The following is a 22163-nucleotide window of genomic DNA, read 5'->3' on the forward strand; positions in this document are numbered from 1 at the left end:
GCCAACCAAAGGAATCCGTCAAAAAGACGGGGTTGTGCATCATGCACTGGCTTTTAACACACTGTTGAGTTCTCAAGAAACGGACGCGAACACCAACACCCGAAACCCAACCAAAGGCCTCGAACATCGGGGCGATTCACCGTACATTTCCCAGCACTTCGATTCGCGTTCCCCGCTTCACTCCGCGCCGTTACGTCTTTATTCTTGCGCCCCGCCAGATTCGTGTCAAACCAGCCCGTTTCCGAACCCTTGACACCAACCCCGCGAACCAGCAGGAATTCCGACCACCCCGTTTCCGGGGCAACCCCTCTAACTTACCCGACCAGACACCACGACGCAAACCACGCCCAGCGACCAACCAGAACAAGAACAAGGAGAACGCCGACAACCACCAGCGCCCACCCACAACACAACCACCACAGTGATCAGAAAGGGATGCGCCGAACCGCGCCGACACCAAAAGATTAGCAGCACGATCGACTGCCTTGACCCGGAAAGTCGTAACACCAGGCTGTCCGGATTGGTGGCGACGGCCCCGGCGACAGCCCCAGCGACGGCTCCGGCAGCGGCTCCTGCAGCGGCCGTGGCGGCGTGGCGGGCCTCGATGAGGCCTCGCCGTACCGCGACCACGGCGAACATAGACTTTGGCGGGTGAGCGACATGCCGCCTGTGGCGAAGAAGGTCCCGGCCGAGCGCACTCACCACGGCGACACCGTGGTCGACGAGTACGCCTGGCTGTTCAAGAAGGACGATCCCGACACCATCTCCCACCTGGAGGCGGAGAACGCCTACACCGAGGAGATGACCGGCCACCTGAAGAAGCTCCAGGAGACCATCTTCCAGGAGATCAAGGGGCGCACGCTGGAGACCGACCTGTCGGTGCCGACCCGCAAGGGCGCCTGGTGGTACTACTCCCGCACCGAGGAAGGCAAGCAGTACGGCATTCAGTGCCGGGTCGCGGCGGACGGCGACAGCCCGCCCGAGCTGACCCCGGGCGAGCCACTTCCCGGCGAGCAGGTCCTCCTTGACGGCAACGAACTGGCCGGCGACAGCCCGTTCTTCTCCATCGGCACGAGCGCGGTCAGCCCGGACGGCACCATGCTCGCGTACTCCACCGACTTCACCGGCGACGAGCGGTTCACGCTCAGGTTCAAAGACCTGCGCACCGGCGAGCTGCTCCCCGACGAGATCCCCGGCATCTTCTACGGCGGCGCCTGGTCGGCCGACGGCTCGACGTTCTTCTACACGACCATCGACGAGGCGTGGCGCCCGTACCGGATCTACCGCCACACGCTGGGGTCCGACGACGACGTTCTCGTCTACCAGGAGGACGACGAGCGGTTCTGGGTCGGCATCGCGCTGACGCGGAGCCAGCGCTACCTCGTCCTGAGCGCGGGCAGCAAGATCACCAGTGAGGTCCGCGTGCTGGACGCGAGCGACCCCACGGGCGAGTTCGCGATCGTCAGGCCGCGGCACACCGGCGTCGAGTACGGCTTGGACCACGCGGGCGACCGCTTCCTCATCCTCCACAACGACGGCATCCTCCACAACGACGGCGCGGTCAACTTCGAGCTGGCGACCGCTCCCCTCGACGATCCGGCGACGTGGACGACGCTCATCGAGCACCGGGACGACACCCGCCTGCTCGACGTCGACGCGTTCAAGGACCATGTCGTCGTCCACTTCCGCCGCGACGGCCTGACCGGCATCCGCATCCTGCCGGGCGACGGGCGGGAGCCGTACGAGATCTCCTTCCCCGAGCCGATCTACGACGTCGCGCCGTCGGGGAACGCGGAGTTCGAGACGAGCAGGCTCAGGCTCGGGTACACCTCCATGATCACCCCTGCCTCCGTCTACGACTACGACCTGCGGACAGACGAGCTGATCCTGCTGAAGCGGAAGGTCGTCCTGGGCGGTTACGACCCGGACGACTACGAGCAGTTCCGCGAGTGGGCCACGGCGGACGACGGGACGAAGGTGCCCATCTCGATCGTCGTCAAGAAGGGCGCCGACCGGCCCGCCCCGACCCTCCTGTACGGCTACGGCAGCTACGAGACCTCCATCGACCCGTACTTCTCGGTGGCCCGTCTCTCGCTGCTCGACCGAGGGTTCGTCTTCGCCGTCGCGCATGTCAGGGGCGGCGGTGAGATGGGCCGCCGGTGGTACGAGGACGGCAAGCTGACCAGGAAGAAGAACACCTTCACCGACTTCGTGGCGTGCGCGCGGCACCTCAAGGCCGAGGGCTGGGCCGGCGAGGTCATCGCGCGGGGCGGCTCCGCGGGCGGCCTGCTCATGGGGGCGGTCGCCAACATCGCGCCGCAGGAGTTCGCCGGGGTCGTGGCCGAGGTGCCCTTCGTGGACGCCCTCAACACGATCCTGGACCCGTCGCTGCCGCTGACCGTCATCGAATGGGACGAGTGGGGCGACCCGCTGCACGACCCCGAGGTCTACGCGTACATGAAGGCGTACTCGCCCTACGAGAACGTGGACGGCCGGCCGTACCCGCCGATTCTGGCGATCACCAGCCTCAACGACACCCGCGTGCTCTACCACGAGCCCGCCAAGTGGATCGCCCGCCTCCGCGACCGGGCCGTGGGCGGGCCGTTCCTGCTGAAGACCGAGATGGGCGCCGGGCACGGCGGCCGCAGTGGCCGGTACGACGCCTGGCGCGAGGAGGCGTTCGCGCTCTCCTGGATTCTGGACCGAGTTGGAGTGACCGAATGAGCTACGTCGCGGCCGACGGCCGGTACGGGCCCATGCCGTACAACCGGACCGGGAGAAGCGGGCTCAAGCTGCCTGCCGTCTCGCTCGGGCTCTGGCACAACTTCGGCGACGACAAGCCGATCGAGACCCAGCGGGCCATCCTGCGCAGGGCGTTCGACCGCGGGGTGACGCACTTCGACCTCGCCAACAACTACGGCCCGCCGTACGGCTCCGCCGAGATCAACTTTGGGCACATCTACCAGCAGGATTTCGCGCGATATCGCGATGAGCTGGTCATCTCGACCAAGGCCGGATACGACATGTGGCCGGGGCCGTACGGCGAGTGGGGGTCGCGGAAGTATCTGCTGTCCAGCCTCGACCAGTCGCTCAAGCGGATGGGCCTCGACTACGTCGACATCTTCTACAGCCACCGGTTCGACCCCGAGACGCCGTTGGAAGAGACCATGGGGGCGCTCGACCACGCGGTGCGGTCCGGAAAGGCCCTTTACGCCGGCATCTCGTCGTACTCGCCGGAACGCACCAGGGAGGCAGCCCGGATCCTGCGGGAGCTCGGCACTCCCCTGCTGATCCACCAGCCGTCCTACTCGATGCTGAACCGGTGGATCGAGGGCGGGCTGCTCGACGTCCTGGAGGAGGAGGGCGCGGGGTGCATCGCGTTCTCGCCGCTGGCCCAGGGCATGCTGACCGACCGCTACCTTGACGGCATCCCCCGCGACTCCCGCGCGGCGCAGGGCAAGTCGCTCGACCCGAGCCTGCTCACGGATGAGGCGCTGCGGCACGTCCGGACGCTGAACGAGATCGCGCGGGAGCGTGGCCAGTCCCTGGCGCAGATGGCGCTGGCCTGGGCGCTCCGCGACAAGCGGGTGACGTCGGTCCTGATCGGCGCGAGCAGCGTGCGGCAACTCGACGACAGCCTCGACTCGGTGAACCGGCTCGACTTCACCTCCCAGGAGCTGGACGCCATCGACAAGGACGCCGTCGATTCCGGCATCAACCTCTGGGCCGCCTCGAGCGCGCACTAAGCGCCCAGCTTCGACCGAGGACAACGCCGCGGGGCGTCGCTAGATGGCTTGGTGGCGTTGGAGGTAGGTGAAGGAGGCCCAGCCGGGGAGGACGGGGAGCCAGAAGGTCAGCAGGCGGAAGAGCAGGACCGCTGACGTGGCGACCGTTCCCGGCAGGCCGGCGACTGTGAGGCCCAGTGACAGCGATGCTTCGACCGCCCCCAGGCCGCCGGGTGTGGGGGCGGCCGAGCCGATCGCGTTGCCGGCGAGGAAGACCACAGCGACGGCGGTGAAGCTCAGGTCGCCGCCGAACGCGCGGACGCAGGCCACCAGGCAGACCACGAACGCGATCGTCAGCAGCAGCGTCCCGCTGACGCCCTCGATGATCTTGCGGGGCGACTGGACCACGTCGAGCAGCCTCGGGATGACGCCGGAGAACATCGCGCGCACGCGGGAGGTCAGCAGCCGCCGCAGGGGCCGTACGGCCAGCACGATCAGGAACAGCACGGCGACGCCCAGCAGCGCGACCAGCAGCCCGCGTGACGGGGTGAGGGACGGCGCCGCCTGGGTGCCGGTGACGTATCCGAAGAAGAGCAGCAGCAGGATGTGCGAGGCGAGGCCCACGAGCTGGGAGGCGCCGACGCTGGCGACGGCCGGGCCGGGTGGCACGCCGCGCTTCTGCAGGTAGCGCGTGTTGATCGCCACGCCGCCGACCGCCGCGGGGGCGACGAGCTTCACGAACGACCCGGCGAGCTGCGCCAGCACGGTCCGGCCCAGGGGCAGCGACTCGGGCACGAAGCCCCTGAGCATGATCGCGGCGGCCACGTAGCTCACGGCGGCGGCGACCAGCGCGATCCCGGTCCACATCCAGTTGGCGGTCGCCACGACGGAGACGACGTTGACCCGGCTGAGCTGGGTGAGCAGGAAGTACGCCGCGGCCGTGCTGGCGATGATCGTCAGGAGGGTCCGGGGGCTGAACCGTTCGAGCCGGACCTCCTCCACCTCGACCTGCGGCTTGAGCGTCACGATCTGCTCCCGGATGGCCGGGAGGAGGTCCTTGTTCTTCCGGGTGGCGGCCCGGGTGTCGCGGCTGAGGGCGATCCGCTGGAGCAGGGGCAGCGCCCCGGCGAGCGTGTCCGCGCCGAGCACCGCCGCCGCCGACCTGACCGAGCGCTCGGCTCCAACCCTGGTGCCGAGGTACGCGAGGAGCTGGGCGATGTCGAGCTTCAACAACAGGTCGCCGGCCGCGATCTCGCCGCTGCGGGCGTCGACCAGGAGCACCCGGCCGGTCGCGTCGACGTGGATGCTCTCGCCGGTCAGGTGCCGGTGGGCGAGCCGGTGGGCGTGGAGAAGACGCACCTGCTCCCACATCTGGCCGAGCAGCTCGTCGTCGACGTCCTCGTCGGGCAGCTCCTGCACCGGCCGGGTGTCGATGTGCTCGTAGGCGAGCAGCGCGGCCTCGGTGCCGATCTCGCTCGTGCCGAGCAGCCGGGGCAGGCTCGCGCCCGCCGCCTGCGCCGCGTAGGCCATCAGGGCCTCGCGCTCAAGCTCCGCGCGCAGTGATCGGATGGCCCGCCGCCGGGTCTCGGTGTTGAGCCGGAGCCGCCGCCACAGGCGGTAGATGATCCCGGCGACCTGCCGGTCCCTGTCGAGCACGGTGACGTCGAGATGGCGCTGGTTGGCCAGCCCGACGAGGTAGCGGCGGCTGCCGGAGCTGTCGTCCTCCACCCGCCGGGCGCTGATGGGCCCGAAGCCGAGCCGCCGCAGGGCGGCCAGCACGGCGCTGCCCGGCGGCCTGGTGTTCGCGCTGCCTATGCCGTACAGCGTGCCAAACCCGACGGCGAGGCCGACGAGGTAGGTGAGGATCACGCCGAGCGCGGTGACCTTGGTGGCGGTGAAGAGCGCGAGGACGTCGAGCGCGAGCGCCATCCACATGAGCGCGCGCCACTGCGTCCGCCGGGACATCCGTACGGCTGTCGCGTACGCGATGGCCGGGGTCAGCACGGTGTTGAGCGGCTCGACGTCCCGGCCCCCGGTGAGGAGCTGCTTGAGCTCGGCCGGGCCGGACATGACGAGCCACTCGTCGAGCGCGTAGGAGATCAGCAGAGCCAGGATGGCCGCGATGAGGCCCTGGGCGATCCGCATGCCGTCGCGGTGGAAGACCCGCTCGACCGCGAACCCCACGGGGACGATGAGGACCGCGACGCCGCCGAGCAGCCCGGAGACGGACGACAGCAGGTCGGGGGCCCGGCCGGTGCCGGCCTGCACGTCGGTCTCCAGGCCGTTGAGGGTGCGCTGGAGCGCCAGGGCCAGGAGCACGACGCAGGCGAGGGCCATGAGTGTGAGGAGGAACCGCAGCGCGTCGGATGGGCGGCGGATCCGCTGCGGCAGGAGCGGCTCGACAACGAGGACGACTCCCTGCTGAGGAGTGTCCAGCGTCAGGTCCTGCTCCTTGATACCTCTCACCACCAGCGATTCTGTGCGATCTTCGCACTTAGTGTCCACAATTGATGGCATGCGAGTTTCTCTTGCCTCGGACAGCCTCGACGGGATCGCGTCTCGGCTCGTGGCCGAGGTCGAGCGGCGCGGCCATTCAGTCACACTCTATGGAGCGTTTGCCCCGGGTGACCGTGCCGATTGGGCTTGGTGTTGTTCGAGTGCCGCGAGGGACGTCTCCGCGGGGCGGTCCGATCAGGCGATCGTGTGCTGCTGGACGGGCACGGGCGCCTCCATCGCGGCCAACAAGGTGGCGGGTGTACGGGCCGCGCTGTGCGCCGACGCCGCGACCGCCGAAGGCGCCCGGACGTGGAACGACGCCAACGTGCTGGCCCTCAGCCTCCGTCTGACCTCCGAGCGCTTGCTGGTGGAGATCCTCGACGCGTGGTTCGCCGGGACTCCCAGCACGGACGCGGAGGACCTTCTCAATATCGCCGAGCTGGAAAACATAGAATCACGGTCATGACTGGGGAATTGCGGGTCCTTGGGGCGTGTCCGCTTGACTGTCCGGATACCTGCTCGTGGGAGGTCACGGTCAGGGACGGCGAGGCCGTCGGCCTCAGGGGCAACAAGGATCATCCGTACACGCGCGGCGCGCTGTGCGTGAAGGTCAACCGCTACCTGGAGCACACACGGGCGGCCGACCGCATCCTCCACCCCATGAAGCGGGTCGGGCCGAAGGGCTCGGGCCGGTTCGAGCGGATCACCTGGGACGAGGCGCTCTCCACGATCTCCGACCGGCTGACCGAGATCGTCGGGGAGCACGGCGGCGAGGCGATCTGGCCGTACCAGGGCACGGGAACGCTCGGGTACATCCAGGGCGAGTCGGGTGAGGCCGGGCGACGGTTCTGGAACGTCCTGGGGGCCTCACGGCACGATCTCAACATCTGCGCGCGGGCGGGCAACGACGGCCTGCGGTACACCAACGGCACGCCCGGCGGCATGGATCCCGAGACGTTCGCGCTGTCCCGGCTGATCCTGCTGTGGGGCACCAACACGCTGACCAGCGGCCATCACCTGTGGAAGTTCATCCAGGACGCCAAGGCCGCCGGCGCGCACGTCGTGGCGATCGACCCGATCCGCACCCGGACGGCCGACCAGGCCGACGAGCATCTCCCCATCCGGCCGGGCACGGACGCCGCGCTCGCGCTCGGCCTGCTCCACGTCGTCCTGGAGGAGGGCGCCGAGGACCGGGACTACCTGGAGAACCACACCCACGGCTGGGACGAGTTCAAAGCCGAGATCCTGAAATATCCCCCGAGCCGGGTGGCGGACATCACCGGCCTGCCCGAGGCCGGCATCCGGGCCCTCGGCGTACGGCTCGCGCACACCCGGCCGACCGGGATCCGCGCCACGATGGGCATCCAGCGCCACGAGGGCGGCGGGTCGGCGATGCGGACGATCGCCTGCATCCCCGGTGTGACGGGCGACTGGCGGCATCCGGGCGGCGGCGTGGCGTACTCGACCTCCGCCCACGTGCGACTCGCGGTGAACCCGCGCTACGACCTGCTGCCCAAGCCGGTTCGCACGCTGACGATGACGCGGCTGGCCGACGGCCTCGACGAATCGGTCAAGTGCCTGTGGGTCTACGCCGCCAACCCACTCGGCTCGACGTCCGACCAGAACCGGATCCGCGAGGCCATGAGCCGGGACGACCTGTTCACGGTCGTGATGGAGCAGTTCCCGACCGACACCGTCGACTACGCCGACATCGTGCTGCCTGCCACCATGCAGACCGAGCACGCCGACCTGCACGCGGGCTACGGGCACATGTACCTCATGTGGAACGAACCGGCCGTCGAGCCCGCCGGGGAGTCCCTGTCGACGACCGAGACGTTCCGCCGCCTCGCCCGCCACATGGGTCTGACGGAGCCGTCCCTCTACGACTCCGATCTGGAGCTGGCCGAGCAGCTTCTCACCGGAACCCCCGGGATCACGCTGGACCGGCTCAGGAAGGAGGGCTGGGCCCGGCTCGACGTGCCGGACCCGTTCGTCCCCTTCACCGACGGCTTCCCCACGCCGTCCGGCAGGCTGGAGTTCGTCTCCGAGCGCGCCGAGGCCGCCGGTCTCCCCCGGGTCGCGGGCTACGTCCCGTCGTACACGGCGCGTACGGCCGGCGCCTCCCGCGAGTATCCGCTCACGATGATCACTCCGGCGTCGCACACGTTCCTCAACACGACCTTCGGCAACAACCCCGAGCTGCAGAGGCGCTCCAAGGGGCCCAAGGTCCTGGTGAACGCGGCGGACGCCGCCCCGCGCGGGCTCGCCGAGGGGCAACTCGCCCGGGTGTTCAACGGCAACGGCGAGTTCAGGGCGTACGTGGAGATCAGCGACCGGGTCCGGCCCGGCGTGGTCGCCGCCCCCAAGGGCCACTGGCCCAAGCTCAGCCCCGGCGGCGCCAACCCGAACGCGGCGGTGGACGAGCGCGACGCCGACATGGGCAGGGGCGCCGTCTACCACGACAACCTGGTGGAGATCGCCGCGATCTGAGCGGCACCGGGCGGAGTGGTGCCGCTGGATGATCGATCAGCTCAGCCGGAGCTTGAACCCCTCGTGAGAGGCGGTGAACCCGAGGCCGGTGTAGAAGCGGTGGGCGTCCGAGCGCGCCTTGTCCGAAGTGAGCTGGACGAGCGCGCAGCCGCGGTCTCCGGCCCGCTCGACCGCCCACTCCATCATCGTCCGGCCGATCCCCCGGTTCCGGTACGGCGCGGCGACCCTGACCGCCTCGATCTGGAGGCGCTCGGCACCGCGGCGCGACAGGCCGGGAATGAAGGTGAGCTGCATCGTCCCGGCGACCTCGCCGTCCACCTCCACGAGGATCAGCTCGTTGCGCGGGTCGGCATCGATCGCCGCGAAGGCCGCTTCGTAGTCCCGGTAGTCCTCACCGCCGAGGCTTTCGCGGGCCGCCGCGATCGGGTCGTCGATCAGCATCGCCACGATCGCCGGGATGTCCGCGCGCCGGGCCGTACGGAATGAAGGTCGGGACGGAAGGGAGTGGGGCGAAAGGGACATCCGGAGAGCCTAACCGGGACGCCTCAGGGGGCGGTCAGGGACTTCCCCGATGCCCCGGAAACGCTACGAAACGCAGCATGTAAGCATGAATGAACTGACCCGAAGCGATGAGATGTCCCTGGCCGGAGCCGCTCTGCGCGGCGCGCCCTGGAAGGCGGCGGCGATCTCCGGCGCCGTGGTGGCGGCCACCAGCCTGTTCATGGGCTGGATCCTCCCCGGTCCGGCCGATCTGACGTGGGCGCTGTGCGTGGGAATCAGCCTGTTCTCGCTGGTCGCGGGGATCGGCGCGATCTCCCGGCCGCAGGAGGGCGACCGGGTGACCCGGCAGGCGAGGCTCTGGTCCCTGCGCCACCCCTGGCGGTTCGCCCTCTATCCGGGCCTGGGGGCGGCCATCCTGATGTACCCGGTGCAACTCGTCGTCGACGGCGAGGGCGTCTTCGGCGCGGCCTGGGACGCGCTGTGGGGAGGCGCGCTCGTCTACCTCATCACGGGCGTCCTCACCCTGTCGATGCGAGGCCGCGCCAAGGGGTGATCGTGCACGACGACGCCCCCGCCGAACGAACAGCGCATGATCATGAAGCATAACGGCGCCGATCAGACTGCGTGCGGCGGAATCCATGCATGATCGCGATTTGCGAAACCCGACGTCCCCGAGCTTCCCGGGAGACCCTGCATGATCACGGCGACACGGGTGGCGAAGGCGGCCTAGGAAGATGACGCGGCTCGCTCGGCCTCGCCGCGGCAGACGCAGAACTCGTTGCCCTCGGGGTCGAGCAGCGTGAACCAGCCGGTCCCCTCGTCGGTCCGGTGGTCCTCGTGGGGCCGGGCCCCGAGAGCGAGCAGGCGGTCCACCTCCTCGTCGCGGGTGAGCCCCTCTGCGGGCCAGACGTCGAGGTGCACCCGGTTCTTGCCGCTCTTGCCCTCGGGGACCCGGATGAAAAGCAGGTGCGGGGGACCGTCGGGACGGTCCAGCATGACCTCGTCGTCCTCCGGCTCGGAGTCGACGAGGGGCCAGCCCAGGGCCGCGCTCCACCACTGGGCCAGCTCGTACGGCTGGGCGCTGTCGATGGTGATCGTGTGGATCTCAATCATGCGCCCAGCCAATCGCGACACCAGCAAAGGTGTCAAGCAGGTTACCGAGCCGCGCTCATCCGGCCGTGCGCCCCCTGCCGACGGACACCTTGACGAGAGCGGCGGCGGACACGCTCGCCCATACCCCTTCCAGAAGCACGAAGCCCCAGTCGCGGCCCGACAGGGCGATCCACGCGAGAACGGCCGAGCCGGCGAGGTTCAGGACCAGATAGAGCGGCGACTCGCCGTCGATGACCTTGAGCTGGGAGAGCAGGAACGCGCTGAGGATAAGGACAGCGCCGATGATCTGAACGAGTTCTTCCATGGCTTTCCGCGCGCCGTCTTAGCAGAGCCGGGTACGGCAGGCACCTCGTCCGGGACGCCCAGGGACGAGGGCGTCTAACATCCCGAACATCGCCATTGTGAGAACTATTTCCCTCCTTGCGGTGACGTGTCCCACCACATCGTCACGAGGCTACGTGGCGGCACCGGCATGGCGGCGCTCTCGTCCACGGCTATCAGCTCGGCCGGGTGGAGCGGCAGGCTCGCCGCGCCCGTGCCCGCGCCGACGTCGAGCACCGAGCCGCCCGGGGGCAGCGCCTCACGGGCGCGTTCGTAGGTGGGCCCTCCCGGCGCCGCCAGGAGCGCCTCGGTCCTGCGGCGGAAGCGCTCGACCTGATGTGTCCAGGGGTTGGCCGGAGCGCTCGCGAGGATCGTTTCGGGGATGGCCCACGACTCCAGGTCAGCCCGCCAGCGTTCCGCCTTCATGGGCCGATCGTACGCGGGCCGCCGTACCCGCGGTGTGGCATAAAACATGCATATAGGGGGTTACTGGCGGGTAGCATTCAGATAGAGTTACTGACCAGTACGTCATCCCCGGGTCTGGTTTCTAGGAGCGCACACCATGGGTCACTACAAGAGCAACCTCCGCGACCTGGAGTTCAATCTCTTTGAGGTCTTCGGGCGGACGGAAGTCCTCGGCAGCGGCCCGTTCGCCGACGTCGACGAGGAGACCGCGCGGAGCATCCTCGACGAGGTGAACCGCCTCGCCACCGGGCCGATCGCCGAGTCCTTCGAGGACTCCGACCGGCATCCGCCCGTGTTCGACCCGGCGGCCCACACCGTGACGATGCCGGAGAGTTTCAAGAAGTCCTACCAGGCCTGGGTGGACGCCGAGTGGTGGCGCCTGGAGCTTCAGCCTGAGCTCGGCGGCACGCCCGCCCCGCGCAGTGTGGTCTGGGCCATGGCCGAGATGGTGCTGGGCGCCAACCCCGCCGTGTGGATGTTCGGCTGCGGCCCCGCCTTCGCCCGTCTGCTCTTCGACCTGGGCACCGACGAGCAGAAGCGGTTCGCCGAGTTGGCCGTCGAGCGGCACTGGGGCGCCACCATGGTCCTCACCGAGCCGGACGCCGGGTCGGACGTCGGCGCGGGCCGGACCAAGGCCGTCGAGCAGCCGGACGGCACCTGGCACATCGAGGGCGTCAAGCGCTTCATCACCAGCGCCGAGCACGACATGGCCGAGAACATCTTCCACCTCGTGCTGGCCCGCCCCGAGGGCGCCGGCCCGGGCACCAAGGGCCTGTCGATGTTCCTCGTCCCCAAATATCTCGTGAACCTGGAGACCGGTGAGCTGGGCGAGCGCAACGGCGCCTACGTCACCAACGTCGAGAAGAAGATGGGCCTGAAGGTCTCCACGACCTGCGAGCTCACGTTCGGCGAGAAGCACCCGGCCATCGGCTACCTGGTCGGCGGCGTGCACGAGGGCATCAAGCAGATGTTCATGGTCATCGAGCACGCCCGCATGATGGTCGGCGCGAAGGCCATCGCCACGCTGTCCACCGGCTACCTCAACGCGCTCGACTACGCCAAGAACCGCGTCCAGGGCGCCGACCTCACCCGCTCGGCCGACAAGACCGCCCCGCGCGTCACCACGACCCACCACCCCGACGTGCGCCGCGAGCTCATGTTGCAGAAGTCGTACGCCGAGGCGATGCGCGCGCTGGTCATCTACACGGCCACGATCCAGGACACCATCCAGATCGCGGAGTTCGAGGGCCGCCGGGACCACGCCGCCGAGGCGCTGAACGACCTGCTGCTCCCGCTCGTCAAGGGCGTCGGCTCCGAGCGGTCCTACGAGCTGCTCGCCCGCTCGCTCCAGACGCTGGGCGGCTCGGGCTTCCTGCAGGACTATCCGATCGAGCAGTACATCCGCGACGCGAAGATCGACTCCCTCTACGAGGGCACCACCGCGATTCAGGGTCTCGACCTGTTCTTCCGCAAGGTCCTCAGGAACCAGGGCGCGGCGCTGGGCTCGCTGCTCGGCGACATCAAGGCGTTCGCCGGCTCCGAGGCGGGCAACGGCCGCCTGAAGGAGGAGCGCAAGCTGCTCGGCGAGGCCGCCGACGAGGTCAAGACCATGGCGGACACGATGGCCGGCTGGGCCATCACGTCCATGGAGACCCCCGAGGAGGTCTACAAGGTGGGCCTCAACACCACCCGCTTCCTGATGTCGCTCGGCGACCTGGTGCTGGGGTGGCTGCTGCTGCGCCAGGCAGAGATCGCCCTCAGGGCCCTCGGCGAGTCCGACACCGACAAGGCGTTCTACACCGGCAAGGTCGGGGCCGCCACCTTCTTCGCCCAGACCGTGCTGCCCCGGATCGCCGCCGAGCGGCGCGTGCTCGCCGCCACCGGCCAGGACCTCATGCAGCTCCCGGAGGAGTCCTTCTAGGAAAGGCCCTTCCCCCGACGCGCCGTACGGCTGCCGCTCGCGTGAGCGGCAGCCGTACGGCTTTCGCGGGAACCTTCGTCTGAACCGCCGGCGTCAGCCGATGGCGTCGAGCTGCTCGACCGCAGGGCGGAGCAGCCAGAGGTCACCGCCGGGCGGCGCCTCCAGGCCGCGGACGGCCTTGCGGGCGGCGTGGTCGCCCTCGTCGGCTGCGGCGTGCACGATGTCGCTCGCCGCGAAGCGGTAGAACTCCAGCTCCGGGTGCGGCCAGGGCGCCGCGGCCGTGGCGGCGGGCAGCAGGTAGTCGATCGCCTTGAACAGGCTGCCGCCCTGCGGAGTGGTGTAGTGCCACAGGTCGACGCCGACGTGCTCCCCGATGGCGGCGAGCCGCGTCAGCGCGACCAGGTTGAAGGTCGAGTAGTGCCAGCTCCGGGTGCGGGTGATCTCCGTCGGCTGGGTGCCGTCGGCCGCGAGCTGCACGTCGAGCCGCTTGGCCCTGGCCTCCTCCACGATCTGCCGGGCCAGGTCGGGCTGGCCGATCGCCAGCGCGATCCCGGCGTTCTGCATGTCGTAGAAGGAGCCGTGGTTGTTCGTCTGGGCGGCCTCCTCGATGCCGTTCTTGCTCGTCCGCAGCCAGGTCAGGAAGTCGGCGTTCCACGACCGCATCGCGTCGTGGTCGGCCTTGGTCCACGATGGCGCGCCGAGATCGAGGATCGCCGTGGCGTCCAGGATGTCGGTGAACTGCTGCGAGAAGTCGATGATGCCGATGCCGCGCCCGGTCACCCGGCACGGGATGAACTGGGTGTAGTTGAGGCTCGGGTTCATCCGGGTCGCCGGGTCGATGAACCAGGTCCGCAGGTCGAGCGCCGCCCGCTCGGCATAGGCCGCCTTGCCCGTGTAGTACCAGGCCAGCGTGAGCGTGTAGACGGCGTTGAACATCTCGCCGCGCTCTTCGTGGTCGGTGATCTCGTCGATCGCCGGGTTGCGGACGCCGTCCTTCTGGATGTACGGGCAGCCCCAGGGGTTGTCGGGTGTCTTGGGCTGGCTGGGCCACCAGTACGGCGCCTCGCTCAGGTAGTCGTGCTTGTCACCGCTCGGAGGGAGCTGCGGCTTGTGCGTGACCGACCACGGCCCCTTGGTGAGCCAGCCGTCCGCCTGCGCGGTCAGCGTCTTGAGCTGACGGCGCAGGTCGGGGATGACACGGACGCCGAGGCGGGTGAGGGCGAGCCGTCGGCCGTCGAGCACCACCGTCTGCGGCCGCCTGGACCAGACGGCCGAATGCTCGGCCGCCGACGACGACGCGTCCGCCGACTCGGCGGACACCGCTGACTCGGCGGATGTCCCGGCGGACGCGTCCGGCTCCGGGTCGGCGAACGCTGGACTGGGCGGGACGGCGAGTGCGGCGGCTGTCGCCACGGCGGCGATCAGCGCTCCGACGCGCGGAAGGAAAGGCATTCCGGCTCTCCATTCATGAGGGGATCCCGGACCTTGCTAACCGCCTGGCCTCGTTACGATGCGCACGGCTCCTCGCCGCCGTCAATGGGCCCGATCGCAGGTCAGCGCCTTAAGAAGGGTGATTAACAAACTCTTCGCAGGTCAGTCGGCGTTCACGTATCTGAACCGCTTTCGCGTATCTGAATCGTTACCTGGCTCGCTCTTGATCCCGCACATGACTGCGAGCGAAAGTGTGCGGCAAGTGAAACACCCGGAAGCGGCACAACCCTGACCCCATCACCGCCTGGCATCGGTGATCGGCCCCGACCGCTTCTAGACATTGGGAGGCGAATGAGCCCAACGGAGATCCGTCGTTCTTTCCAGTAGTGTGATCACGCGCGGCCGGGTATGACCGATTGCGTACGGCCCGTTTACCTCGCCACTACCAGCGTCCCGGAGGTCGCACGATGGGCATCGGGGTCAGCATCTTCTTCATCACTCTCGGTGCGATCCTGAAGTTCGCCATCAAGTCCAACGTCCTGGGCCCCTGGGTACGCATCGACGTGATCGGCGTGATCTTCATGTGCGCCGGGGGCGTCGGCCTGCTGCTGAGCATCCTGTTCGCCGTGCGCCAGGGGCCGGCCACCGACCCGCACAACCTCCTGGAGCACGAGCACAACCCGGACCTGTGACGGGTCAGATGACGTACTGCGCAGCCACCCGGTTCGTCAGGATGGGCGCGATGAACTCCGCGATCACAGCGCGGTGCACCGGATGGTCACGGTAGACGAGGTAGTCCTCGACCGAGTCGAAGTCGGCCACCACGGCGAAGCCGAAGTTGCCCTCGTTGATCCCCGCGTCGGGGCCGACCGCGTAGTTCCGCAGCTCCGGGATCGCGGCGGGCAGCTCGCGCAGCCGCTTGGCCACCTCCGCCTTCTGAGCCTCCGTGGCGTCCTCGGTCCACTGCAACAGGACGATGTGCCGGAACATGGCCTCCCCCTCGTGGTGGTTTATCCCCGACACCTTCTCACAACCAGTGCCACTCGATCGACGCCCGCTTCCGGCGCGCGGCGAGCCACTCGCGGAAGGCCGCCGCTCCGGCCGCCGCGAGCGTCTCCGGGTCGTCCCGCGAGGCCCGGCGCTCCAGGACCATCCCGGTGAGGTAGCCCCCCGCGTGCTCCACCGGCCCCACCATCGACTCGCGGGCCGCGTGGCGCAGCGGCGCGGGCAGCTCCCCGGCCCACCGCTCACCGATCGTGATCTCGGCCTCGCGGCAGCCGAGCAGGCCGCCGAGGCCCCGCAGCAGCTCGCCGTTCACGGGCTGGCAGGCGGTCACCCAGAGCGCCCGGACGCGGTCGAAGTCGGCCTGGTGATCGGCCAGATAGGCGGGGGCGAGCTCCGCCTCCTTGCGCCGCCGGAAGCGCCGCCGCCGCGCGATCCCGGCGATGAACGCCTCGAACTGCTCGCCCGACATGGACATCTCGGCCAGCCACGCGAGGGTGGAGGCCCGGTCGTGGAGCCCCCGCGACCGCCGGAACTCGTCGGCGGCGGCCCGCACATCCTCCTCGTCCAGCGGCTCGTCATCGGTCATGATCTCGTTCAGCAGGAGGCTCTGCTCGACGATCTCGTCATGCACGGCCCGGTCCCCGCGCGGGAGCCGCCGCAGCATCGTCAGCGCCTCGGCCACGTGCACGTGGACCTTGTCCACGCTCACCAGGTAGCCCGCCGCCCAGTGCGTCGAGTGGTCGGCCAGCCACGGCACGCCGTCGTCGGCCGGGGCCGACAGCGCCACCGTGCCGCCCTCGGGGTGGCAGACCAGCAGGTCGTAGTCCACCACCGGGCTGCCCGGCCGTACGTCGACGACGAGCTGCGGCCGCGCGGCCGGGTGCCTCGCGGACCACTCGGCGACCGCGTGCCGGGCCTCGGTGACAGCCGTACGGCGGCGGCGGAACCCGCGCAGCAGCTCGACGCCCTCCGTGAGGACCTGGGCGAAGCCGGGAGCCGTCATGCCCACTCCCCCACGAGCCAGCCGGCGATGGCCTCACTGATCGGGAGACCGGTGCGCTCCTCGATCGGGTCCCAGGAGCCGTTCGGGTCGATCTCCAGGAAGACGTGATCCCCCTCGGGCGTGACGACGAGGTGGATCACGCCGTAGCCCAGCCCCAGCGAGGCGGCCAGCTCGGCGCACCGCCGCTCGACGTCCCGGGGCAGGCGGTGTACGGCACAGCCGGGCGGGTTCGGCCCGACCCGCGCGGCGAAGACCCGGCGCCCGACGACGACGGCGCGGAGCTCGACGGCCTTGGGGAGGAAGGGCTGCAGGATGACGGGCTCGTGCTGGAGCCGATGACGGGACGTGAGATGCCGCCGGCTCACGACGGTCGTGTGGACGCGGTGGTCCTGCCCGTCGATCCGCAGGTCCTCCGGATCGAGCAGCTTGACCACCAGCCTGCCTCTGGCCCGCTCGTACGCCGGGACCAGCTCACCGGGATCGTTGGTGTAGACGGTCTCCGGCACCGTGAACCCCAGCTCGACCGCCCGGGCCATGTGGATCAGCTTGTTGTGGGCCTGCCGGGTCACCGGATGCCGGCACGGCAGCCAGCGGGCCCGCACGAGCTCCCACACCCCGTCGAGATGGAAGCGGGACTGCCACTCGACGTGGGCGCGATGAGTCGGGTCGGACACGTTGGCGGCGGCCACCGACCGGTTGGGCCGCCGGTTCCAGACCGCCGTCACCGTGGCGAGATCGACGACCTGCGACCCGGTGTCCAGCGTCAGCCGGTGGGTCCCACCGGCGAAGGTGGCGGTCACCCGGGACCTGCCGGGAAACTCGCCGCTGTCCCACCAGGTGACCGGGACCCCCCGGCGTTCGACCTTCGGGAGGACCCGGCTCACGGTCATGTCCCGCCGGTCGCTCAGTATGAGGATCACACCGGCAACGGTAGGAATCGGGTCTTGAGGCTCACTGGTAGGTTACTTGCGCAGGTGATCTTCCGGTTCTCAGCTCCAGGCGAGCATCCTAAGCGGGTCCTCCAGCATGGCGCCCACGTCGCGGAGCAGGTAGGAGCCCTCCTCGCCGTCGATCACCCGGTGGTCGAACGACAGCGCCAGCGTGGTCACCTTGCGGACGGCGAGCTGCCCGCCGACCACCCAGGGCATGTCCCTGATCTGGCCGAGGGCGAGGATCGCGGCCTCTCCCGGGTTGAGGATCGGGGTCCCCGCGTCGACCCCGAACACGCCGATGTTCGTGATCGTGATCGTCCCGCCGGTCAGCTCGGCGGGCCCGCACTTCCCGGCACGGGCGCGTTCGGTCAGCTCGGCGAGCGCCCGGGCGAGCTCCGGGAGCGCCATCGCGTCCGCGTCCTTGATGTTCGGCACGATCAGGCCGCGTTCGGTGGCGGCGGCGATGCCGAGGTTGACGTAGCGCCTCACGACGATCGCCTCGTCCGTCCACGTGGCGTTGGCCATCGGATAGCGCTTCACCGCCGTCAGCAGCGCCCTGGCGACCAGCAGCAGCGGGGTGACCTTCACACCGGCGAAGTCGGGCAGCGGGCGCAGCCGCTTGACGGCTTCCATCGTCTCGGTCACGTCCACCTGGAGGAACTCGGTCACGTGCGGCGCCGAGAACGCGCTCGCGACCATCGCCTGGGCCGTCGCCTTCCGGACGCCCCTGACCGGGATCCGCTCCTCCCGCCCCTGTACGGCCGGCGCCGGCCTCTCCCGGGACGGGACGACCTCCTGGTACGCGGCCCCCTGGTACGGGGGGGCCACGGCGGCCTGGACGTCCTCGCGGGTGATCGAGCCCTGAGGGCCGGTGCCCGCCACGGTCGCCAGGTCCACGCCGAGGTCCTTGGCCAGCTTCCGCACCGGCGGCTTGGCCAGGACCTTGGCCAGGACGCCGTTGCCGCCGGAACCGGCCGGGACCGGCTCGCCGACGGCCGCTGGGGCTTCCGGAGCCGCTGGGGCTTCCGGAGCCGCCGGGGTTCCGGGAGTCGTCTTTCGGGGGCGGCGCTTGGTGGAGCTGACCTTGACGCCGTAGCCGACCAGCACGGGCTGCCGCTGATCCTTGCCGGCGGTCCCGTCCGCGCTGTCCTCGGCGCCCTCGCCCCCACTGGCCGGCGTGCTCTCCGCTGTGCTCTCCGCGGTGCTGTCCGCTGGGGGGTTCGGCACGAGGTCGGCCGCGAGAGCCGTACGGTCCTCAATCTCGACCGCGATGATCGGCGAGCCGACGTCGACCGTCTCGCCCTCGGTGGCCATCAGGGCCGACACCGTGCCGTCGAACGGGCACGGCAGCTCGACGACGGCCTTGGCCGTCTCGATCTCGACGATCGTCTGGTTCAGCGTGACCGTGTCACCCGCGGCGACGTGCCACCTGACGATCTCGGCCTCGGTCAGGCCCTCGCCCACGTCAGGGAGTTTGAACTCACGAAGCATGAGGATCCCTCCCTCTCAGTAGGTGAAAGCGCGGTCGACGGCGTCCAGGACCCGGTCGAGGTCCGGCAGGTAGTGGTCCTCCAGCCGGGACGGCGGGTAGGGCGTGGAGAAGCCACCGACCCGCAGCACCGGGGACTCCAGGTGGTAGAAGCAGCGCTCGCTGATCCGGGCGGCCAGCTCCGCGCCCAAGCCCGTGAAGACCGGCGCCTCGTGGACGACCACGCAGCGGCCGGTCCGCTCGACCGATCCGGCGACCACGTCCATGTCGAGCGGGCTGAGCGAGCGCAGGTCGATCACCTCCAGGCTCCGCCCCTCCTGCTCGGCCGCTCCCGCGGCCTCCAGGCAGGTCTTCACCATCGGGCCGTAGGCGAGCAGGGTCACGTCGGAGCCCTGCCGTACGGTCCTGGCCCGGTCGAGCGGAACGCCGGCCGCCATGAGGTCGACCTCGGCCTTGTCCCAGTAGCGCCGCTTCGGCTCGAAGAAGATGATCGGGTCGTCGCAGCGGACCGCGTCCTGGATCATGGTGTACGCGTCGGCCGGGTTGGAGCAGGCCACCACGCGCAGCCCGGCGGTGTGCGTGAAGTACACCTCGGGGGACTCGGAGTGATGCTCCACGGCGCCGATGCCGCCCCCGAACGGGATGCGGACGACGACGGGCAGCCTCACCTTGCCGAGCGACCGGAGGGGCATCTTCGCGAGCTGGGTGATGAGCTGGTCGGCCGCGGGGAAGACGAACCCGTCGAACTGGATCTCGCACACGGGCCGGTAACCGCGCAGCGCCAGCCCGATCGCGGTGCCGATGATGCCCGACTCGGCGAGCGGCGTGTCGATCACGCGATCCTCGCCGAAGTCCTTCTGCAGCCCGTCGGTGACCCGGAACACGCCGCCGAGCTTGCCGACGTCCTCACCCATCACGAGGACCTTGGAGTCGTCCTCCATGGAGCGGCGCAGGCCCTCGTTGAGCGCCTTACCGAGAGTGAGTGTGGTCATCGCTCGAACCCCGCCAGGTAGGTCAGGTACTGCTCGCGCTCCTCGTCGACGATGGAGTGCGGGCCGGTGTAAACGTGCCGGAACAGCGCCTCCGGCTCCGGGTCCGGGAGCTCCAGGCAGCGCCTTCTGATTTCCCTGCCGAGCGTGTCGGCCTCCGCCTCGACCTTGTCGAAGAACTCCTGGTCGGCGAGCTCGTTCTTGAAGAGGTAGGCCTTCACGCGCTCGATCGGGTCCTTGAGCTTCCACGCCTCCAGCTCGTCGGCCACGCGGTAGCGGGTCGGGTCGTCGGAGGTGGTGTGCGCGCCCATCCGGTAGGTGAACGCCTCGATCAGCGTCGGGCCCTGCCCCTCGCGGGCGTCGCGGAGGGCCTTCCGCGTCACGGCCAGGCAGGCGAACACGTCGTTGCCGTCCACCCGCACGCCGGGGAAGCCGAAGCCGGACGCCCGCTTGTACAGCGGGATCTTCGACTGCTTCTCCAGCGGCTCGGAGATGGCCCACTGGTTGTTCTGGCAGAAGAACACGACGGGGGCGTTGCAGACCGACGCCCAGATGAATGCCTCGTTCACGTCGCCCTGTGAGGTCGCGCCATCGCCGAAGTACACGATCGTGGCCGCCTCCGCACCGTCGCGCTGGATGCCCATCGCGTAGCCGACCGCGTGCAGCGTCTGAGAGCCGATGACGATCGAGTACAGGTGGAAGTTGTGCTCCGCCGGGTCCCATCCGCCGTGGTTCACGCCGCGGAAGAGGCCGAGCAGCTTCACCGGGTCGACGTCGCGGCACCAGGCCACGCCGTGCTCCCGGTAGGTCGGGAACGCCATGTCGGCGTCGGTGAGCGCGCGGCCCGAGCCGATCTGCGCCGCCTCCTGCCCGAGAAGGGAGGCCCAGAGTCCCAGCTCCCCCTGCCGCTGGAGCGCGACCGCCTCCAGGTCGATCCGGCGGACGAGGACCAGGTCCCGGTAGAGGGAGCGGACCTCTTCGGCGGTCAGCTCGATGTCGTAGTCAGGGTGCTCCACCAGCTCACCTTCCGGGGTGAGCAGTTGGACGAACTCCGGGGGTGCGTCAACACCGCGAGGGGCGTCGGCTGTCACATGCCACTCCTGTGCTCTCAGGGCATCCATGGGTGGGATCGCCACCGCTGTCTGGCCGGATCTTCACGCGTCCATCCTCGGGGGTTTGAGGCCATACGCGTATGCGGACATCGTGGCAGAGTTCGCACTTGGTTGTGCATCCGACATTGCCGTCCACATCTTGCCGATTCCCGCCCCGCCGGAGCCCACACTCGGCGGAGCCCTCGGGCCGCTCCGCCGCACTCTGCCGCCGGGGACCGCGCGTGGCCGTGGCCGTTGCGGCTGTCGATAGGCTGGGGGAAAGCTACCCCACCCACCTGGAGGAACATCGTGGCGCGCGTCATCGTCGACGTCATGCTCAAGCCGGAGATCCTCGACCCGCAGGGCCAGGCCATCGCGCGGGCGCTGCCCCGGCTCGGTTTCTCGGGCGTCTCCGGCGTACGGCAGGGCAAGCGATTCGAGCTGGAGCTGGACGGGCCGGCCGACGAGGCCGCGCTTGCGGACGTCCGAAAGATGGCCGAGACCCTTCTCGCCAACACGGTGATCGAGGACTTCGTGATCCGCGTGGAGGGGTAAAACCGCATATTTCCCAGCATGAGGACCAGGACAAGGTCCGCCAAAGTGGACATCGGTTGAGCAAAAACCGTCTCTTGGCCGAACCCTAAATAACAGACGCGTGATTTTGCGGTTAGCCCTGATTCATCGGGGAAGCCTACCTTGGTGACCTTCGACACCGGGGAGGGGTCCGGTGGATATTGAGTTTTCGCTCGCCATGCCGCGGGATGCGATCGGCATCCCGATGGTTCGCCGTGTGCTGGGGGACGCTCTGCGGTCACTCGGCGTGACCGAGGGCTGCGTGTCCGACATTCTCCTGGCGACGTCCGAGGCCTGTGCCAACGCGGTGCGCCACGGCGGCCCGGCCAACCGTTACGAGGTCATGGCCACGATCGGCGACGGACGCTGCGAACTGCGCGTCATAGATCGCGGCCACGGCCTGCACACGATCCCCAAGCAGTACCCCCCGAGCGACGCCGAGAACGGCCGGGGCATCCTCATCATGCGGGCCGTCGTGGACGAGATCTCCTTCGACATCACGCCCGGCCGCGGCACCACCGTCCGGCTGAGCAAGGAGCTCGACTGGGACGAGGACGCCATCGCCCACCATCTCACCCTCGACAGGCAACTAGCCGCCGTCTAACCCCTTCCGCGTGA

21 protein-coding genes and 1 riboswitch are annotated in these 22163 nt (G+C 69.4%); of the genes, 9 read left to right on the plus strand and 12 right to left on the minus strand.

The genetic code is table 11. The features are described 5' to 3' along the window. Positions 1-660: 660 nt before the first annotated feature. Positions 661-2724, plus strand: a complete 2064-nt coding sequence (locus ABH927_RS16880; protein ID WP_370022949.1) for a S9 family peptidase — start codon at positions 661-663, stop codon at positions 2722-2724. Further along, positions 2721-3746, plus strand: a complete 1026-nt coding sequence (gene mgrA, locus ABH927_RS16885; RefSeq protein ID WP_370022541.1) for an L-glyceraldehyde 3-phosphate reductase — start codon at positions 2721-2723, stop codon at positions 3744-3746. Before ABH927_RS16880 ends, mgrA begins: the two co-directional genes overlap by 4 nt. A 39-nt stretch (positions 3747-3785) precedes the next feature. On the opposite strand, the gene ABH927_RS16890 is transcribed toward mgrA, so the two are convergent. After that, entirely contained in the window at positions 3786-6191 is a 2406-nt protein-coding gene (locus ABH927_RS16890) for a flippase-like domain-containing protein (RefSeq protein ID WP_370022543.1), read from the minus strand. Positions 6192-6240: 49 nt separating this feature from the next. Here ABH927_RS16890 and ABH927_RS16895 point away from each other — a divergent pair, with 49 nt between their 5' ends. Then, positions 6241-6687, plus strand: a complete 447-nt coding sequence (locus ABH927_RS16895; RefSeq protein WP_370022545.1) for an RpiB/LacA/LacB family sugar-phosphate isomerase — start codon at positions 6241-6243, stop codon at positions 6685-6687. Continuing rightward, positions 6684-8711: a molybdopterin-dependent oxidoreductase gene (locus ABH927_RS16900; RefSeq protein WP_370022547.1), complete on the plus strand. Its 2028-nt coding sequence runs from the start codon at positions 6684-6686 to the stop codon at positions 8709-8711. Before ABH927_RS16895 ends, ABH927_RS16900 begins: the two co-directional genes overlap by 4 nt. Positions 8712-8747: 36 nt before the next feature. Here ABH927_RS16900 and ABH927_RS16905 read toward each other — a convergent pair whose 3' ends face one another. Continuing rightward, on the minus strand, positions 8748-9233 hold the full coding sequence (locus tag ABH927_RS16905) for a GNAT family N-acetyltransferase (RefSeq protein WP_370022549.1): 486 nt from the start codon (positions 9231-9233) through the stop codon (positions 8748-8750). 85 nt (positions 9234-9318) lie between these two features. On the opposite strand from ABH927_RS16905, the gene ABH927_RS16910 reads away from it, so the two are divergent. After that, a complete protein-coding gene (locus ABH927_RS16910) occupies positions 9319-9765 on the plus strand; it encodes a hypothetical protein (RefSeq protein WP_370022551.1) in 447 nt (148 codons plus the stop codon). Positions 9766-9938: 173 nt separating this feature from the next. Here the strand turns inward: ABH927_RS16910 and ABH927_RS16915 are convergent, their stop codons facing one another. The 3 genes from ABH927_RS16915 to ABH927_RS16925 all read right to left on the minus strand — a co-directional run bounded on the left by ABH927_RS16915 (position 9939) and on the right by ABH927_RS16925 (position 11072). Further along, entirely contained in the window at positions 9939-10325 is a 387-nt protein-coding gene (locus tag ABH927_RS16915) for a VOC family protein (protein ID WP_370022553.1), read from the minus strand. Positions 10326-10380: 55 nt separating this feature from the next. Continuing rightward, positions 10381-10629: a hypothetical protein gene (locus ABH927_RS16920; RefSeq protein ID WP_370022555.1), complete on the minus strand. Its 249-nt coding sequence runs from the start codon at positions 10627-10629 to the stop codon at positions 10381-10383. Between the two features lie 7 nt (positions 10630-10636). After that, a riboswitch (guanidine-III (ykkC-III) riboswitch) is annotated at positions 10637-10707 on the minus strand. Between the two features lie 26 nt (positions 10708-10733). Further along, positions 10734-11072, minus strand: a complete 339-nt coding sequence (locus ABH927_RS16925; RefSeq protein WP_370022557.1) for a class I SAM-dependent methyltransferase — start codon at positions 11070-11072, stop codon at positions 10734-10736. A gap of 136 nt (positions 11073-11208) precedes the next feature. Between ABH927_RS16925 and ABH927_RS16930 the strand changes: the two genes are divergently transcribed. Then, the gene (locus ABH927_RS16930) at positions 11209-13032 is read left to right on the plus strand and encodes an acyl-CoA dehydrogenase (RefSeq protein WP_370022559.1); all 1824 of its coding nucleotides are present in this window, start codon (positions 11209-11211) and stop codon (positions 13030-13032) included. 93 nt (positions 13033-13125) lie between these two features. On the opposite strand, the gene ABH927_RS16935 is transcribed toward ABH927_RS16930, so the two are convergent. Beyond that, entirely contained in the window at positions 13126-14484 is a 1359-nt protein-coding gene (locus ABH927_RS16935; RefSeq protein ID WP_370022561.1) for an alginate lyase family protein, read from the minus strand. A gap of 446 nt (positions 14485-14930) precedes the next feature. Between ABH927_RS16935 and ABH927_RS16940 the strand changes: the two genes are divergently transcribed. Next, the gene (locus ABH927_RS16940) at positions 14931-15155 is read left to right on the plus strand and encodes a hypothetical protein (protein WP_370022562.1); all 225 of its coding nucleotides are present in this window, start codon (positions 14931-14933) and stop codon (positions 15153-15155) included. Between the two features lie 4 nt (positions 15156-15159). Here ABH927_RS16940 and ABH927_RS16945 read toward each other — a convergent pair whose 3' ends face one another. From ABH927_RS16945 to pdhA, 6 genes are all read right to left on the minus strand, one after another. Then, positions 15160-15453: a Dabb family protein gene (locus ABH927_RS16945; RefSeq protein WP_370022564.1), complete on the minus strand. Its 294-nt coding sequence runs from the start codon at positions 15451-15453 to the stop codon at positions 15160-15162. Positions 15454-15490: 37 nt separating this feature from the next. Further along, the gene (locus ABH927_RS16950) at positions 15491-16471 is read right to left on the minus strand and encodes a TIGR04500 family putative peptide maturation system protein (RefSeq protein ID WP_370022566.1); all 981 of its coding nucleotides are present in this window, start codon (positions 16469-16471) and stop codon (positions 15491-15493) included. After that, positions 16468-17391, minus strand: coding sequence for an MvdC/MvdD family ATP grasp protein (locus ABH927_RS16955; RefSeq protein ID WP_370022568.1), 924 nt, complete (start codon positions 17389-17391; stop codon positions 16468-16470). The genes ABH927_RS16950 and ABH927_RS16955 overlap by 4 nt, the downstream gene beginning before the upstream one ends. 69 nt (positions 17392-17460) lie before the next feature. Then, positions 17461-18894, minus strand: coding sequence for a dihydrolipoamide acetyltransferase family protein (locus ABH927_RS16960; RefSeq protein ID WP_370022569.1), 1434 nt, complete (start codon positions 18892-18894; stop codon positions 17461-17463). A gap of 15 nt (positions 18895-18909) precedes the next feature. Next, entirely contained in the window at positions 18910-19884 is a 975-nt protein-coding gene (locus tag ABH927_RS16965; protein WP_370022571.1) for an alpha-ketoacid dehydrogenase subunit beta, read from the minus strand. Continuing rightward, a complete protein-coding gene (pdhA, locus tag ABH927_RS16970; RefSeq protein WP_370022573.1) occupies positions 19881-20972 on the minus strand; it encodes a pyruvate dehydrogenase (acetyl-transferring) E1 component subunit alpha in 1092 nt (363 codons plus the stop codon). The genes ABH927_RS16965 and pdhA overlap by 4 nt, the downstream gene beginning before the upstream one ends. A 309-nt stretch (positions 20973-21281) precedes the next feature. Between pdhA and purS the strand changes: the two genes are divergently transcribed. Then, positions 21282-21527 (plus strand): phosphoribosylformylglycinamidine synthase subunit PurS, encoded by a 246-nt coding sequence (purS, locus tag ABH927_RS16975; protein ID WP_261587162.1) that lies wholly within the window; start codon positions 21282-21284, stop codon positions 21525-21527. A 172-nt stretch (positions 21528-21699) separates the two neighbouring features. After that, positions 21700-22149, plus strand: a complete 450-nt coding sequence (locus ABH927_RS16980) for an ATP-binding protein (protein ID WP_370022576.1) — start codon at positions 21700-21702, stop codon at positions 22147-22149. The last annotated feature ends 14 nt before the right edge of the window (positions 22150-22163 follow it).

The sequence above is a fragment of the Planotetraspora sp. GP83 genome (assembly GCF_041262585.1).
Taxonomy (GTDB): domain Bacteria; phylum Actinomycetota; class Actinomycetes; order Streptosporangiales; family Streptosporangiaceae; genus JAOEGB01.